10 protein-coding genes and 1 pseudogene are annotated in these 16,188 nt (G+C 44.5%); 8 read left to right on the top strand and 3 right to left on the bottom strand.

Annotated elements, in window-relative coordinates:
- The first annotated feature begins 174 nt into the window (after positions 1 to 174).
- The 4 genes and pseudogenes from mrdA to D1367_RS23705 all read left to right on the top strand — a co-directional run bounded on the left by mrdA (position 175) and on the right by D1367_RS23705 (position 8,051).
- Positions 175 to 2,022, top strand: coding sequence for a penicillin-binding protein 2 (mrdA, locus tag D1367_RS23720; RefSeq protein ID WP_118171633.1), 1,848 nt, complete (start codon positions 175 to 177; stop codon positions 2,020 to 2,022).
- A 198-nt stretch (positions 2,023 to 2,220) separates the two neighbouring features.
- Positions 2,221 to 2,370: pseudogene (locus D1367_RS23715) on the top strand (IS4 family transposase); the annotation flags it as partial.
- A gap of 244 nt (positions 2,371 to 2,614) precedes the next feature.
- The gene (locus D1367_RS23710) at positions 2,615 to 3,706 is read left to right on the top strand and encodes a TIGR03032 family protein (protein WP_220450975.1); all 1,092 of its coding nucleotides are present in this window, start codon (positions 2,615 to 2,617) and stop codon (positions 3,704 to 3,706) included.
- A gap of 19 nt (positions 3,707 to 3,725) precedes the next feature.
- The gene (locus D1367_RS23705; protein WP_118168681.1) at positions 3,726 to 8,051 is read left to right on the top strand and encodes a beta strand repeat-containing protein; all 4,326 of its coding nucleotides are present in this window, start codon (positions 3,726 to 3,728) and stop codon (positions 8,049 to 8,051) included.
- A 272-nt stretch (positions 8,052 to 8,323) separates the two neighbouring features.
- On the opposite strand, the gene D1367_RS32905 is transcribed toward D1367_RS23705, so the two are convergent.
- Positions 8,324 to 8,452 (bottom strand): hypothetical protein, encoded by a 129-nt coding sequence (locus D1367_RS32905; protein ID WP_267255618.1) that lies wholly within the window; start codon positions 8,450 to 8,452, stop codon positions 8,324 to 8,326.
- Between the two features lie 30 nt (positions 8,453 to 8,482).
- The gene (locus D1367_RS23695; protein WP_118168680.1) at positions 8,483 to 9,685 is read right to left on the bottom strand and encodes an RNA-guided endonuclease InsQ/TnpB family protein; all 1,203 of its coding nucleotides are present in this window, start codon (positions 9,683 to 9,685) and stop codon (positions 8,483 to 8,485) included.
- A 61-nt stretch (positions 9,686 to 9,746) separates the two neighbouring features.
- Between D1367_RS23695 and tnpA the strand changes: the two genes are divergently transcribed.
- Both tnpA and D1367_RS23685 read left to right on the top strand, forming a co-directional pair.
- Positions 9,747 to 10,157, top strand: a complete 411-nt coding sequence (tnpA, locus tag D1367_RS23690) for an IS200/IS605 family transposase (RefSeq protein ID WP_118168678.1) — start codon at positions 9,747 to 9,749, stop codon at positions 10,155 to 10,157.
- 212 nt (positions 10,158 to 10,369) lie between these two features.
- Entirely contained in the window at positions 10,370 to 10,555 is a 186-nt protein-coding gene (locus D1367_RS23685) for a hypothetical protein (protein WP_118168672.1), read from the top strand.
- A gap of 20 nt (positions 10,556 to 10,575) precedes the next feature.
- Here the strand turns inward: D1367_RS23685 and D1367_RS23680 are convergent, their stop codons facing one another.
- A complete protein-coding gene (locus tag D1367_RS23680; RefSeq protein WP_118168670.1) occupies positions 10,576 to 11,868 on the bottom strand; it encodes a dicarboxylate/amino acid:cation symporter in 1,293 nt (430 codons plus the stop codon).
- A gap of 192 nt (positions 11,869 to 12,060) precedes the next feature.
- Between D1367_RS23680 and D1367_RS23675 the strand changes: the two genes are divergently transcribed.
- Together D1367_RS23675 and D1367_RS23670 are read left to right on the top strand one after the other, a co-directional pair.
- A complete protein-coding gene (locus tag D1367_RS23675) occupies positions 12,061 to 14,691 on the top strand; it encodes a DNA polymerase III subunit alpha (protein WP_118168667.1) in 2,631 nt (876 codons plus the stop codon).
- Positions 14,692 to 14,946: 255 nt separating this feature from the next.
- Positions 14,947 to 16,185 carry an acetate kinase gene (locus D1367_RS23670; protein WP_118168665.1) on the top strand — a complete coding sequence of 413 codons (1,239 nt, stop codon included), beginning with the start codon at positions 14,947 to 14,949 and terminating at the stop codon, positions 16,183 to 16,185.
- Positions 16,186 to 16,188: the final 3 nt, after the last annotated feature.

Genomic DNA, 16,188 nt, shown 5'->3' with positions numbered 1-16,188 from the left:
AGTCAACAGTCAACAGTCAACAGTCAACAGTCAACAGTCAACAGTCAACAGTTAACAGTCAACAGTCAACAGTCAACAGTCAACAGTCAACAGTCAACAGTCAACGGACTTGAATGTGGAATAATTTATTTTTTGGAGTTCCCTAATACCTCTCTTAGAATCATTATTTGTCTTATGTCTTTATTTCCATCAATTGGCAGCAAAAAAGATACACGTACAGTTGGACATGGTTTCCAATCAATATTTTTAATCATATTTACTCTATCAATGCTGACGGGAATCAGCGTTCGTTTGGCATATTTGCAAATTGTTGAAGGGCCAAAACTTCGAGAACGAGCCGAAGCAAACCGAATTCGGATGATTCTTAAACAACCAGAACGGGGAAATATTTTTGACCGTAACGGTAAACTTTTAGGCACTACTCGCTATCCTAGCTCTGTATATTTGTGGCCGATGGCACATACTAAGCCTTCTTGGTCTGTAGTCGGCCCGCGTCTAGAGCAAATTCTCAACATCCCGCAAGATGAAATGGAAAAGAAATTAGAACAAGCAGGTGCTAATTCTTCTTCACTCATTCGAGTTGCTCGCGATCTAAATGAAGCAGAAATCACGGCTTTAAAGGAGTATAAAAATGAACTCCCGGAAGTGGAAATTAATACAGATTCTGTGCGTTATTATCCCCACGGAAAAGAATTGGCCCATGTACTAGGTTATACGCGAGAGTTGACCCCCGACCAGTTAAAGGACAAGAAGCAGAATGGCTATCGGCTCGGAGATGTCATCGGTCAGATGGGGGTGGAAAAGGCTTATGAGAAAATGCTGCGCGGTGAATGGGGCGGTCAGCAAGTGGAAGTAGATGGTGCGGGTAGACCAATCCGGGTTTTGGGGGAGAAACAGGCAAAAGCTGGTAACGATTTGCACCTGACTATAGATTTGGATGTGCAAAAGGCAGCAGAAAAAGCTTTGGGAAATCACCGAGGTGCGATCGCAGCACTCGATCCAAATAATGGTGCTGTTTTAGCACTGGTATCTTACCCCACCTTTGACCCGAATATCTTCTCCAAACAAAAACTCTCCCAGAAAGATTGGGAAAGCGTGCAAGGTAAAGATCATCCCTTGGTCAATCGTGCCCTGAGTGCCTTTCCCCCCGCCAGTACTTTCAAAATTGTCACCACGACAGCCGGGTTGGAATCAGGGCAATTTTCTCCTGATACAATATTACAGACCTTTGGTTCTCTGACCGTTGGTGGGGTGACATTTGGTGAGTGGAACCACGCCGGATTTGGGCCATTAGGATTTCCCGGAGCGATGGCTATGAGTAGTGATACTTTCTTCTATCAAGTTGGTAAAAAAGTCGGTGGGCCAACTTTAATCGAATGGAGTCGCAAATACGGGTTTGGTCAAAGAACTGGCATTGAATTTCAGGGCGAAGAATCAAAAGGCTTGGTTCCAGATGATACATGGAAGCAGAGAGTTTTGAAAACACCTTGGACTGTAGGCGACACCATTAATATCTCAATTGGTCAAGGTGCTTTGCAAGTGACACCCCTGCAAGCGGCGATTATGTTTTCTGTCCCTGCTAATGGCGGGTATCGAATTCAGCCGCATTTGCTCAAAGACAACGAAGAAGCAAAAAGTTGGCGAGAATCCTTAAATATGAAGCCGACAACTATCAAAGTTCTTCGCGATGGACTGCGGAAGGTAGTGAGTGAGGGTACTGGTAAGAGCTTGGACGTGCCGACAATTCCCCCAGCCTCTGGAAAGAGTGGCACTGCTGAAGCTGGTGTTGGTCGCCCCAATCATACTTGGTTTGGTGCTTATGCCCCCACTAATAAGCCGGAAATTGTGGTTGTAGCCTTTGGTGAAAATACTGGCGAACATGGCGGTACTATTTGCGGGCCAATGGTTTTACAAGTACTGGAAGCTTATTTTCAGCACAAGTATCCAGGTAAGTATCAAAAATCTCAGCTTGATCCATCAGAAGCTAAAACTCAGAGTTCAGGACATGGCACTGGAGACTAGTAGTCTGTCAATTCAACTTTGACGAGTAAATAAACAAAGGCGTTGCATAGTTCGATATTTTGAATACTTTTAACCGAGTACCGTGGGTTTAAATCCCCCGGTTCAAAAAATAAGCAAGTTTTGGGTCGGGGTCTAAATCCCCGTCACAAAACTTAATTACGAATTACGAATTACGAATTACGAATTACGAATTATTTTAAGGCTTACTGTCGTGGTTTTCGATATGTTCGTGAAATGTTAAAAATGCTTCCTGATAAGCCTGAGCCTATTTTATTAGCCCAGATTTTTGCCAAGCTTACCTCTCTAGGTCGTATTCACAATGTTTCTACAGTCGTTGAACCCTCGTAAATTGGCTAAGGTATTGATTACAAAACCATCTATTGTTTTAAAAAGACTCCGAGAATACTCTGGTATATTTCTGAAATGAGGAACCACTGACTACGAAATGTGTAGAGTGCGATCGCGATAAAGCAGATGACGGAAACGCTGTTGCTGGTGTATTGCCTAGCTTACGTCCAAGAGTAGGAGCATCATACCCTGTGGCGAAATTATCAACGACCGAACACCAGAGTTATCAAGGAGTCAAAACCAAGTGAATCCTAATGAAAGCACCATTATTAACAAACCATCTCTCGAAATCAATGCTTCTCGTCAGTTTACTTCTTGGCTGTATGAGCAAAACCTCAGTTTGTCCTTCACTACCTATCAAGCGGGGAAGTTATTCTTCATCGGCTTGCAACCAAACGGCAAATTATCTGTATTTGAACGTAGCTTTGAACGATGCATGGGGTTGTATGCCAGTGGCAGCAGCCTCTACATGAGTTCCCTGTACCAACTGTGGCGATTTGAAAACATCATCCAACCCGGACAAAACCACCAAGGCTATGATGCTCTTTATTTGCCCCAGATGAGTTATGTAACGGGAGATTTGGATATTCACGACATCACTTTGAATAGAGCAGAAGAAAAAGATTTAAACTCACAAAAATTAGTATTTGTCAATACCTTATTTAGTTGTTTGGCAACAGTCAGCGAAACCCACAGTTTTGTTCCTTTATGGCAACCAACCTTTATCAGCAAGCTAGCGGCGGAAGATCGATGTCACCTGAATGGGTTGGCAATGCAGCAAGGAAAACCTAAATACGTCACCGCCGTTAGCCAGTCAGATGTAGCAGAAGGCTGGCGGGAGCATCGGGCAAACGGTGGCTGTGTCATTGACGTAGAAAGCAATGAAATTGTATTGCGCGGACTGTCCATGCCCCACTCCCCACGCTGGCATCAAGAAAAACTCTGGCTGCTCAACTCAGGCGCGGGAGAGTTTGGCTTTGTCGATTTAAACCGGGGAGTGTTTGAGCCAGTCGCCTTCTGTCCGGGATATCTGCGCGGTTGTACATTTCATGGCGACTTTGCGGTAGTGGGAATTTCTCAACCCAGGCATAACAAGACCTTTAGCGGTTTGCCCCTAGACGATAAATTGCAACAGAAAAACGTTGAGCCTCGCTGTGGGTTACTAGTGATTGACCTGAGAAACGGCGATATTGTCCATTCCCTGCGAATAGAGGGGGTGGTACTGGAATTGTACGACGTGGTAGCACTTTTGGGGGTACGTCGTCCAATGGCGCTCGGATTTCGCAGCGACGAAATTCGGCGGGTGGTAACGGTGGGATCGGATCAAAATTTATAATTTAGAGGAATCAACAATAATGGCACCTAATCCAGCAGTTTTCAACCTTTCTGACCTCGATGGCAACAATGGTTTTGCGATCGATGGCTCTAAACTAGGCTTCTCCAAAAGCAGTGCCGGAGATATCAACGGCGACGGCTTCGACGACCTAATTATCCAGGCACCTTATGCCTCCTCCAAAGATCAGCAATCTGCTGGGGAGAGCTACGTAGTGTTTGGCAAGAGCAGTGGCTTTGGTTCAGTCCTCAATCTCTCATCCCTAGACGGCAGCAACGGTTTCGTGATCAACGGCATTGTTCGGGGGGATGGCTCAAGCGGTTCCGTTAGCAGTGGCGGAGATATCAACGGCGACGGCATCGACGACCTGATTATTGGAGCGCCTTTTGCCAACCCCAACGGTCAGCAATCTGCTGGGGAAAGTTACGTGGTGTTTGGCAAGAGCAGTGGCTTTGGTTCAGTCCTCAATCTCTCGTCCCTAGACGGCAGCAACGGCTTTGTGATCAACGGCATTGATCAGGAGGACGCCTCAGGTTCTGGAGTTAGCAGTGGCGGAGATATCAACGGCGACGGCATCGACGACCTGATTATTGGAGCATCTAGTGCTTCTCCCAACGGTCAGCAATCTGCTGGGGAAAGTTACGTGGTGTTTGGCAAGAGCAGTGGCTTTGGTTCAGTCCTCAATCTCTCGTCCCTAGACGGCAGCAACGGCTTTGTGATCAACGGCATTGATCAGGGGGACGCCTCCGGTTACTCCGTTAGCAGTGGCGGAGATATCAACGGCGACGGTATCGACGACCTGATTATTGGAGCATCTAGTGCCTCTCCCAACGGCAAGTTACGTGCTGGGGAGAGCTACGTGGTGTTTGGCAGCAGCAGTGGCTTTGGAGCTAGTCTCAATCTCTCATCCCTAGACGGCAGCAACGGCTTCGTAATCAACGGCATTGATCAGGGCGACATCTCAGGCAGATCACTCAGCAATGCCGGAGACTTCAATGGTGACGGCTTTGATGACCTGATTATTGGGGCATTTAATGCCAACCCCAACGGCAAGTTATATGCTGGGGAGAGCTACGTAGTATTTGGCAGCAGTGGTGGCTTTGGAGCTAGCCTCAATCTCTCATCCCTGGACGGTAGCAACGGCTTCGTGATTAACGGTATTAATCGAAGTGACCGCTCAGGTTCCTCCGTTAGCAATGCCGGAGACTTCAACGGTGACGGCTTTGATGACCTGATTATTGGGGCACCTGTTGCCAACAGCAACGGCAAGTATAATGCTGGGGAAAGCTACGTAGTGTTTGGCAACAGTAGCGGTTTTGGAAGGGTTCTCGAACTCTCCGATCTCAATGGCAGCAACGGCTTCATAATTAAGGGTATTGATGTAGTTGGTTACTCAGGTGCCTCCGTCAGCAGTGCTGGAGATATCAATGGCGATGGCTTTGATGACCTGAGTATCGGGGCAACTGTTTACTCAAGAGGCCCAGTTTCGTCGAATGGAGAGAGATACGTCATTTTTGGCTTTGCGACTACTACAACTCCTAATCAGCCTCCAGTCGCAGTTATCGATACGGCTACCACCGACGAAGCCACGGCCGTTAACATTTCGGTCTTAGCCAACGACAGCGACCCAGATAGCAACCCCTTAGCGGTGACAAATGTCGATGGTAATGCGGTGACAAATGTCGATGGTAATGCGGTGAATGTTGGCGTTCCTATTACCCTGAGTTCTGGTGCTTTACTGACTCTCAATACTGATAATACTTTTACTTACGATCCCAACGCTCAATTTGAAACTTTAGCTGTGGGCCAAACTGGCAGCGATCGCTTCACCTATACTATCAGCGATCGCAGTTTTACCAGTACAGCTAGCGTCAACCTGACCATCAACGGGGTGAATGACCCACCCACCTTGATTTCTACTATCAATTTATCTGACCTCAACGGCAGCAACGGCTTCGTCCTCAACGGCTTCGCAAATGGCAATTCAGGTTCCTCCGTCAGCAATGCCGGGGACTTCAACAGTGACGGCTTTGATGACCTAATTATCGCGACAAGAGGTGCCGGGGAGAAGTACGTAGTATTTGGCAGCAGCAGTGGCTTTGGAACTAGCCTCAACCTCTCGTCCCTAGACGGCAGTAACGGCTTCGTAATCAACGGCTTTGATGAGCCTGGCTACTCAGGCAACTCAGTCAGCACTGCCGGAGACTTCAACAGTGACGGCTTTGATGACCTGATTATTGGGGTAAGTGGTGCCGACCCCAACGGTAAGTTATCTGCTGGCGAGAGCTACGTGGTGTATGGGAGTAGCAGTGGCTTTGGAGCTAGCCTCAATCTCTCGTCCCTAGACGGCAGCAACGGCTTCGTAATCAACGGCATTGATCAGCAGGACTACTCAGGCGACTCCGTTAGCAGTGCCGGAGACTTCAATGGTGACGGCTTTGATGACCTGATTATTGGCGGCTCCAACGGCGAGTTAGCTGCTGGGGAGAGCTACGTGGTGTTTGGCAAAAAGAGCGGTTTTACTGCCCAACTCAACCTCTCTACCCTCAACGGCACTAATGGCTTTGCCATCAACGGCATTGATGCGTATGACTTTTCAGGTAAGTCAGTCAGCAGTGCTGGAGACATCAACGGTGATGGCTTTGATGACCTGATTATTGGGGCAAAGAATGCCGACCCCAACGGCAAGTCTAATGCTGGAGAGAGCTACGTGGTGTTTGGCAGCAGCAGCGGCTTTGGAGCTAGCCTCAACCTCTCGTCCTTAGATGGCAGCAACGGCTTCGTAATCAACGGCATTGATGAGGGGGGCTACTCAGGCTCCTCCGTCAGCAATGCCGGAGACTTCAATGGTGACGGCTTTGATGACCTGATTATCGGGGCATACCGTGCCTCCCCCAATGACAAATTCCGTGCTGGGGAGAGCTACGTGGTGTTTGGCAGCAGCAGTGGCTTTGGAGCTAGCCTCAACCTCTCGTCCCTAGACGGCAGTAACGGCTTCGTAATCAACGGCATTGATGCAGAAGAGAATTCAGGCTTTTCCGTTAGCAGTGCTGGAGACTTCAACGGTGACGGCTTCGACGACTTAATTATCGGGGCATACCGTGCCGGTCAGTTCCCTACGTTCTCTGCTGGGGAGAGTTACGTGGTGTTTGGCAGCAGCAGTGGCTTTGGAGCTAGCCTCAACCTCTCGTCCCTAGACGGCAGCAACGGCTTCGTGATCAACGGCATCGATGAACGTGACAATTCAGGCAACTCAGTCAGCAGTGCTGGAGACATCAATGGCGACGGCTTTGATGACCTGATTATCGGGGCATACCGTGCTGGGGAGAGCTACGTCATTTTTGGCTTTGGGGCTAAGGCTATCACCAAAGAAGATACTGCCGTTAACATCCTTGCTAGCACCATTCTAAGTAGATATACAAAAGATATCGATGGCGATGCTTTAAGCATCAGTGGCTTCACCAGTCCTGCCAACGGCGCACTGATATTCAATGACAACGGCACTCTAAGCGATACCAGCGACGACTACTTTATTTACACCTCAAACACAAACTACAACGGTACTGACAGTTTTACTTACACTGTCAGTGACGGCAATGGCGGCACCCTTACTAGTAATTTTAACGTGGAGGTTAAGCCAGTCAACGATGCACCCCTTGCTGTCAATGATACTGTTACCTCTGCCAAAAATACTGCTGTGAACATTCAAGCTAATACTCTGCTGGCTAATGATACTGATATCGATAGCATCAGCCTTAGTATTACTGATATCAGTGGTGCAACCAATGGTACTGCCGTGCTGCAAAATAACGGCACTCCTAGCAACTCGGCAGATGATTTTATTGTGTTTACCCCAAATTGCGGGTTTAGTGGTGCGGCTAGCTTTAACTACACCATCAGCGATCGCCAACTCACCAGCACTGCTAAAGTTACTATCCAAGTAGGCGATCGCCTACTTGGTGGCAACGGCAATGATGTCCTTCACGGCACTCCTGGTAATGACTACCTCAATGGCGGCAATGGCAAGGACAACCTTTACGGTGGTGATGGCAAAGACACCCTCAATGGGGGCAATGGTAACGACCTCTTGTGCGGTGGTCTTGGTAGCGATATCCTCACAGGTGGTAATGGCAAGGATAAATTTATCTTCGCTGATGGAGAAGGTACTGATATTATTACCGACTTCTGCAAGGACAACGATTTGATTGGCTTGTCTGGTGGTCTGACTTTCAATCAACTAAGTTTCACTGGTAACAACATCATAGTGGCTGCTACTGATGAAATCTTGGCAACGCTGACTGGTATTAGTACTACAACACTCACTGTCGCTAATTTTACTATTGTCTAAATATTAAAGGGAGCAAGTTCTTGCTCCCCTTAAAAACCAATAGTTACTATAGCAGGACTTACGCAAAATAATGAAAAAACGAACCGCAAAGGACGTAAAGGACACAAAGGAATAAGAGTTTCAGAGAGTTATTGCGTAAGTCCTATATAGAATCAGCCTTACGATCAAATTGACTATAAATTCACAGTTAGTAACAGAAATTACAAGTTTTTTATAAGCAAGAATTCAACACCTCAACGCCACACTACCCGATTTTTTAACAAGCTACCGAGTTAAAATTCTAGATAGCAATGCGATCGCAAAAATTTTTGCAACAGATGAATTGACTGTAGCGGCGTAGATTTGTACGCTTTTACCAACGCTGTACCACGAATATTGTGAAATGGTATGACTTTTGACATCCTCACCGCCCTGCAAGGGACAGTGATTCTCTAGCAATCAAACAACCGTAATTGTTCGTATTCTAGTCGGGTTGACAGTTCAACAGGAACAGCCGAAACCTCGGTCTTACACTCCCTCCGTGTCCGTTTAGAGTCGTGGATATGCCCTACCCCGACTTTCTGTATATTTTTGGCGGCGTTACCATCTCGACAGTGATGAGAATTGCAGTTTATGCAAACTATCTCCCTCACCGACAAATCAAGTTTGCCCCATTGATAGCCACAATTAGAGCAAATTTGGCTAGTCGGCTCCCATCGGCTAATGACAACGAACTCACGCCCAAATTTAGTTGATTTAGCGTCACACATTGTTCTGAATTCTCGCCATCCTGCAATGCTTATAGCCCTTGATAGACAACGGTTTTTGAGCATTCCTGACACGTTCAAATCTTCCAAAGCAATGACTTGGTTTTCGCACACTACTTTGGTCGATAGTTTATGCAGAAAATCTTTGCGTGTATCTCGTTGTTTACAATTAATCCTTGCAACTCTAATCCGCACTTTCTCACGCCTTTTAGAACTTTTGACGCACCGCGACAACTTACGCTGATTACGTCTGATTTTACGGTCTAGCAAGGAGTAATCAGGACTTGACACCTTTTCACCCGTACTTAACACCGCAAAGGTTTTGAGTCCTAAATCAACCCCAATTGATGGATTCAATGCAATTTTAATTTCGTCTTTCACCTCCACTACAAAACTGAGAAAGTAACGTCCTGCGCGGTCTTTAATCACAGTGACAGAACTGGGATCACTCGGCAATGGGCGTGACCACTGCGTTTTCAGATTGCCAATTTTGGCAAGATAAACTTTCCCTCTCTTAATAGAGAAACCACCTTTTCTAAACCGTGCAGTTTGGTGGTTGTCTTTCTTTTTGAATTTAGGAAGTCTAACTTTGGCACCTTTCCGTTTTCCCTTTAATGAATCAAAGAAATTCTTGTAGGCAACCCCCAAATCAGCAATGGATTGTTGCAATGGAATATTTGAAACCTCACTCAGCCATTGACGTTGTTCGGTAAGTTTTGCTTGAGTAATACAGACTTTTTGCAAGTCTCCCAATTTAGGTAGCTTCTCAGATCGCTTGCACAACGACAGTGCATCATTCCACACAACACGAACACAACCAAAAACTTTTGCTAAGTTTTTACTTTGTTGGTCGGTTGGATAAATTCTGTACTGATATCGAGCTTTCATCCCTAGATATCTAATTGGTCTGTCTCTGTTATTATAGATTGGTCTGCATCAAAAATCAATCATGTATAGAAGAGAGAGACATAGTGTTACAGACCTAAAAATACACTTGGTTTGTGTGACTAAATACCGCAAATCTGTTTTTGACAGCAACGGACTAAAGGTTGTTGAGCAATCTTTCAGGGAAGTCGCATTATCAATGAATTTTACTATCCTAGAGTTCAATGGAGAAGCAGATCATGTTCACGCATTAATTGAGTATCCACCGAAACTTTCTATTTCTCAGATAACCAATTCTTTGAAGGGGGTTTCAAGCCGCAGATATGGACAGGCTGGATATAAAAAACCCCACAAAGAAGCTTTATGGAGTCCTAGTTATTTTGCTATTTCGGTTGGCGGCGCACCCCTTGAAGTGTTGAAAGAATATATTAAAAATCAAAGCCGTCCTGGAAGGACGGGGCTTGCATCCCATTAATTCCGGCCACAGGATGGGGAATCAGAAAAATGGTGTGTGCAATTTCAGTATTAAAGCGGAAACAACATAAACTTACTTACTGAAATTCCGCAATTGCCACCAGGACAACTGCAAAAACGCAGTGTAGCCTTTAACTAGAAAAACAGCATCAGGCAATTGTTAAACAAAATGCCAACTCTCACCACTAAACTTTTATAATATTTGTTGTTCTTATGACTCCAAATCCAAAACACACCAAAATTCAATTTCCCCTTTGGCAATATCTAAATCAGCCTTTATTTAGTCAGGATACAAAGTTAGTATTAAATCCCCAACGCTTTGCATTGATCTGGCGTCTTCGACTTCTAGAACGCTGCTGGGCTAAAGAATGTGATGCCAAAGGGCCTCAACAGCATTAGATATCTCAAAAGCCGTAAAACTAAGCCTCGTCAACAGAACGAGGCTTTTTGCCATCAAGTAAAGCACTGACAGTCATATCTCCCATAACATTAATCGCGGTGCGGCAGCGATCCAGAAACCAGTCTACAGTAACTAGCAAAGCAATGTACTGAGTAGGTAAGCCTACAGAAGTAAACACTAATGTCATCGTTACCAGTCCAGCATTAGGAATATTGGCTGCACCTACAGATGCAAAAATTGAGGTAAGGATGACAATTAACTGCTGTCCCAGACTCAGATGTTGCCCAATTAGTTGGGAAATATACAACGCAGACATTGCTTCATAGAGGGCAGTACCATCATTATTGAAATTTGCCCCTACTAATGACCCCAAGGCAGCAGAAGATTCCCTTAAACCGACTTTTGTTTGCAAAACTTCAAAGGTTACTGGCATTGCCGCCGCAGAGGAAGAAGTTGAGAAAGCTGTCAAAAAGGCATCAGAACCGCCAGCTAGGAATTTTAGCGGGTGTACCCAAGAACCAAATTTTACTCTGGTGAGGTAGTAGCACGCCTGCAATACCAACGCTAACAGCACCGCCACAATAAATGCACCCAAAGATTTAAACGGTGCAAATCCTTGCATAGCAACTGTTTTAGCAACAATCCCAAAGACTGCGAAAGGCACTAAGGCAATTACCCAGTTGAGGACACGGGCTACCGCTTCAAATAAAATCCCGATGACATCCTCTATCGGCTGATATCCTTTTTTCCCTTGAGCAATTTGTTCAGATTTTAATGCCCGCAAAACGATGCCAAAACTTAGGGCAATCACAATTAGTTGGATGACATTATTATCAACTAATGGCTTTAGGACAGCTTCTGGTACAGCATCTTTGAGTATTGCCCAAGGATCAAGACTTTGAGTAGTTATTTCTGTAGTTGTTGAGGTGGCTACATTGCCCCAAGTCCCAGGACGTAGGACATTTGCTACGAGAAGCCCGATTAAAATAGCTACAGTAGTGTTAGTTAAAAGTAGTACTGCTAACCGCCGTCCGGCTGTACCAGGGATATTCGTAGTCATTAAGGTGTGCAGCACCGCTACCAAAATCAGGGGCGTAGCTAAGGCGCGGAGAGCCTTTAGCACCAACTGTGCCGGAATTGCTAAATTGTTGATTAAGGTGGCATTACTGGGATTGGGATTCCCCGCACCAAGGACAATTCCAACGCTGACTGCGGCTACTAGGGCGATGAGAATTTGTAATGTGAGAGGGATACGCCTCCACCAAGGGCTAGCTTTGGTTTTAGCCGAAGTAGTACTCTCTGTTTGACTCATTAGTTAGATGCTGATGAACTGCTGTAACTATTAAAACAACACTTATGACAGTAACAATTTCGGAAAAATACAGCTTTAATTTTAGGTAAAAACTGTTAATCTAAGATTCCGTTGCTTTGCAAAATCTAGCTCGAAAGGGTACACCACAAGGTAGGCCCCTAGAGATATCTTGGCTTGTGGTTGGAGATGCTTATGTCCTTTGTGCCTTTACATATTCATAGTGACTACAGTTTACTTGATGGGGCAAGTCAGCTACCAGAGTTGGTGGATCAAGCGATCGCACTGGGAATGAAAGCGATCGCCCTTACGGATCATGGTGTCATGTATGGAGCCGTTGAACTGATCAAAATCTGCCGTAGTCATAATATTAAGGCAATTATCGGCAATGAAATGTATATCATTAACGGCGATATTGAAAAACAAGAACGCCGCCCGAAATATCATCAAGTCGTTTTAGCTAAAAATACCAAAGGTTACAAAAATTTAGTCAAATTAACCACTATTTCTCATCTCAAAGGTGTTCAAGGTAAAGGAATTTTTTCTCGTCCTTGTATTAATAAAGATTTATTAAAACAATATCATGAAGGCTTGATTGTCACCAGCGCTTGCTTAGGTGGAGAAATTCCCCAAGCAATTCTCAGTAATAGACCAGATGCAGCCCGAAAAATTGCTCAGTGGTATAAAGATGTATTTGGTGATGATTATTATCTAGAAATTCAAGACCACGGTTCCCAAGAAGACCGGATTGTGAATGTTGAAATCGTCAAAATTGCGCGGGAACTAGGGATTAAAATTGTTGCTACCAATGATTCGCATTTTATTTCTTGTTTTGACGTTGAAGCCCACGACGCTTTGCTATGTATTCAAACTGGCAAGTTAATTATTGAAGATAAGCGGATGCGTTATAGCGGCACAGAGTATCTCAAATCTGGCGAGGAGATGCGGCAGCTATTTCGTGACCATTTACCGGATGATGTAATTGCTGAAGCTGTAGCTACCACTGAAGAAGTCGCTGATAAAGTCGAGTTTTACAATATTATGGGTGAGCCTCAGATTCCTACACCCCCCATTCCCTCTGGTCATACTGCTGACACTTACGCCGAAGATGTTGCATGGAGTGGACTTTTAGAACGGTTAAATCGCAAATCTCGCAATGAAGTCGATTCTGTCTATAAAGAAAGATTGGAATACGAACTGAAAATGATTCAGCAGATGGGTTTTTCCAAATACTTTTTAGTTGTATGGGACTACATAAAATTTGCTAGAGATAATAACATTCCTGTTGGCCCCGGTCGGGGTTCTGCGGCTGGTTCATTAGTTGCTTATGCGATGCGAATTACTAATATTGACCCTGTGCATCATGGGCTACTATTTGAACGTTTTCTGAACCCAGAACGTAAATCCATGCCTGATATTGATACGGATTTCTGTATTGACCAAAGAGATAAAGTTATTGAGTATGTAACTGAGAAATATGGTGCAGATAGAGTTGCCCAAATTATTACTTTTAACCGCCTAACTTCTAAAGCCGTTTTGAAAGATGTCGCCAGAGTATTAAATATTCCTTATGGAGAAGCTGACAAAATGGCGAAATTAATTCCTGTAGTGCGGGGAAAACCAACGAAACTCAAGGTGATGATTTCTGATCAAACTCCAGAACCACAGTTCAAAGAGAAATATGATAAAGAACCCCATGTTCGCCATTGGCTTGATATGGCGATGCGAATTGAAGGAACTAACAAAACTTTTGGTGTTCATGCAGCAGGTGTGGTAATCTCTGCCGATCCACTTGATGAAATTGTGCCACTACAGAGGAATAATGACGGTTCTGTGATTACCCAATATTTCATGGAAGATTTGGAATCACTGGGTTTATTGAAAATGGATTTTCTGGGTTTGCGGAACCTGACGCTAATTCAAAAAACTGTTGATTTAATTCAAGAAACCAAAGGATATCGGGTTGATCCTGATGAAATTCCCCGCGATGAAAGAAAATCCCAAAGAATATTAGCTAAAGGGGAACATAGTACTTTGCCAAAAGATGTCCAAAAAACTTATGAATTATTAGAAGCAGGTGAGTTAGAAGGGATATTTCAATTAGAATCTTCTGGAATGCGTCAGATAGTGCGAGATTTGAAACCTTCTAATATAGAAGACATTTCTTCGATTTTGGCACTTTATCGACCTGGGCCATTAGATGCAGGACTAATCCCTAAGTTTATTAATCGTAAACATGGTCGAGAAAATATTGATTATCAACACACTATTTTAGAACCTATATTAGACGAAACTTATGGAATTATGGTCTATCAAGAGCAAATCATGAAAATTGCTCAAGATATGGCCGGATATTCTTTAGGACAAGCTGACTTGCTGCGTCGGGCGATGGGTAAAAAGAAAGTTTCTGAGATGCAAAAGCAGCGAGAAAAGTTCGTGGATGGCGCAGCGAAAAACGGTGTACAGAAAAAAGTTGCGGATGAATTATTTGAGCAAATGTTAAAGTTTGCTGAATATTGTTTAAGCTATGACACGGAAATATTGACAGTAGAATATGGTTTGTTGCCCATTGGAGAGATTGTAGAAAAACGCATTGAATGTACAGTGTATAGCGTTGATAATAATGGGAATATTTACACCCAACCTGTAGCACAGTGGCACGATCGCGGACAACAAGAGGTGTTTGAGTATTGTTTGGAAGATGGTTCATTGATTCGGGCAACAAAAGACCATAAATTTATGACTGTTGATGGTCAAATGTTGCCAATTGATGAAATATTTGAACGGGAATTGGATTTGATGCGGGTCGATAATTTGCCGAATTAGCATAGGGGAACTCCAAAAAATAAATTATTCCACATTCAAGTTGTTGACTGTTGACTGTTGACTGTTGACTGTTGACTGAAAACAACGGTCAACAGTCAACAATAGCAATGGAATATTTTTTTACTTGGAAGTCCCTAGATTAAACAAATTTTAGCGCTGGAAACACACCTTTGCTGCATGTTATGCCTATAGGGTAGAAGCAGAAGGTTACACTTGGTGACATGATCAAAAGAAGTCATATTTTTGTGTTGTTATATGAAGATATTGGTGCTGAATGCCGGATCGAGTACCCAAAAAAGTTGTCTGTATGAGATTGCAGATGAGGCTTTCTCCACCCAAGCAGCCCAACCCCTTTGGGAAGGAAAAATCAACTGGACTCAAGATCGCGGTGTGGCAGAAATTGAGGTGAAAACTACTACGGGTGCAACACTGCAAGAAACCATCTCTGATGATTCCCCACAGGCACACCTCACTTATATACTCAATACACTTAGTGATGGTGCTACCAAAGTAATTGATCAGTTGTCAGATATCGATGTGGTGGGACATCGGATAGTACATGGTGGACAGGATTATCAAGATAGTGTGGTAATTACGGAGGATGTTAAAAAGGCGATCGCTCGTCTATCTAACCTTGCTCCAGCCCATAATCCAGTTGCTTTGGAAGGCATAGAAGCAATTGAACAAATCTCAAAAGATGTCACCCAAGTAGCAGTTTTTGATACTGGATTTCATGCCACTCTCCCCGATGCAGCAGCAATCTATCCCGGCCCTTATGAGTGGGTAGAGCAAGGAATCCGTCGCTATGGGTTTCATGGTATCAGTCACCAATACTGTTCTCAACGTGCTGCCCAAATTCTCGGTCAAGATGTTCCCCCTGAGCGCTTAATCACCTGTCATCTGGGCAATGGCTGCTCTTTGGCGGCGATTAAAAACGGTCGCAGCATTGATACTACAATGGGATTCACGCCCCTAGAAGGATTGATGATGGGTAGTCGTTCTGGTTCAATTGATCCGGGGATTCTGATTTATCTGTTGCGTTACTGCAATTACTCTGTTGAAAAGTTGGATGATGTATTAAATAAAGCTTCTGGATTAAAGGGAATTTCGGGTGTATCTAGCGATATGCGTGAGGTAAGAGAAGCGATCGCTCAAGGTAATTCCCGCGCTCAACTGGCGTGGGATATCTACGTACATCGCCTACGTTCTAGTATCGGTGCGATGCTTACCAGTTTGGGCGGATTAGATGCTTTGGTATTCACAGCAGGCGTGGGTGAACATTCCCCAGAAATTCGCCAAGCCGCTTGTGAAGCCTTTGGTTTTTTGGGACTGAAAATAGACCTTGAAAAAAATCAGCAGCAGCCGGTTGATGAGGATATTGCCACACCCGATTCAGCAGTACGGATATTAGTTATTCATACTCAAGAAGATTGGGCGATCGCCGGGCAATGTTGGCAGTTATTAAAAAAAGTTATTAAGCTACAAATAGTTTGACTA

It is taken from the genome of Nostoc sphaeroides (assembly GCF_003443655.1).
Lineage (GTDB): Bacteria > Cyanobacteriota > Cyanobacteriia > Cyanobacteriales > Nostocaceae > Nostoc > Nostoc sphaeroides.
The sequence above is the reverse complement of the archived record's forward strand: the minus strand, read 5'-3'. Positions and strand labels throughout refer to the sequence as shown.

What these genes read in the sequence shown, in the direction of transcription:
- mrdA (WP_118171633.1), top strand. Translation starts at nt 175, where the DNA reads ATGTCTTTATTTCCATCAATTGGCAGCAAAAAAGATACACGTACAGTT.
- D1367_RS23705 (WP_118168681.1), top strand. Translation starts at nt 3,726, where the DNA reads ATGGCACCTAATCCAGCAGTTTTCAACCTTTCTGACCTCGATGGCAAC.
- D1367_RS32905 (WP_267255618.1), bottom strand. Translation starts at nt 8,452, where the DNA reads ATGTCAAAAGTCATACCATTTCACAATATTCGTGGTACAGCGTTGGTA.
- D1367_RS23695 (WP_118168680.1), bottom strand. Translation starts at nt 9,685, where the DNA reads ATGAAAGCTCGATATCAGTACAGAATTTATCCAACCGACCAACAAAGT.
- tnpA (WP_118168678.1), top strand. Translation starts at nt 9,747, where the DNA reads ATGTATAGAAGAGAGAGACATAGTGTTACAGACCTAAAAATACACTTG.
- D1367_RS23685 (WP_118168672.1), top strand. Translation starts at nt 10,370, where the DNA reads ATGACTCCAAATCCAAAACACACCAAAATTCAATTTCCCCTTTGGCAA.
- D1367_RS23680 (WP_118168670.1), bottom strand. Translation starts at nt 11,868, where the DNA reads ATGAGTCAAACAGAGAGTACTACTTCGGCTAAAACCAAAGCTAGCCCT.
- D1367_RS23675 (WP_118168667.1), top strand. Translation starts at nt 12,061, where the DNA reads ATGTCCTTTGTGCCTTTACATATTCATAGTGACTACAGTTTACTTGAT.
- D1367_RS23670 (WP_118168665.1), top strand. Translation starts at nt 14,947, where the DNA reads ATGAAGATATTGGTGCTGAATGCCGGATCGAGTACCCAAAAAAGTTGT.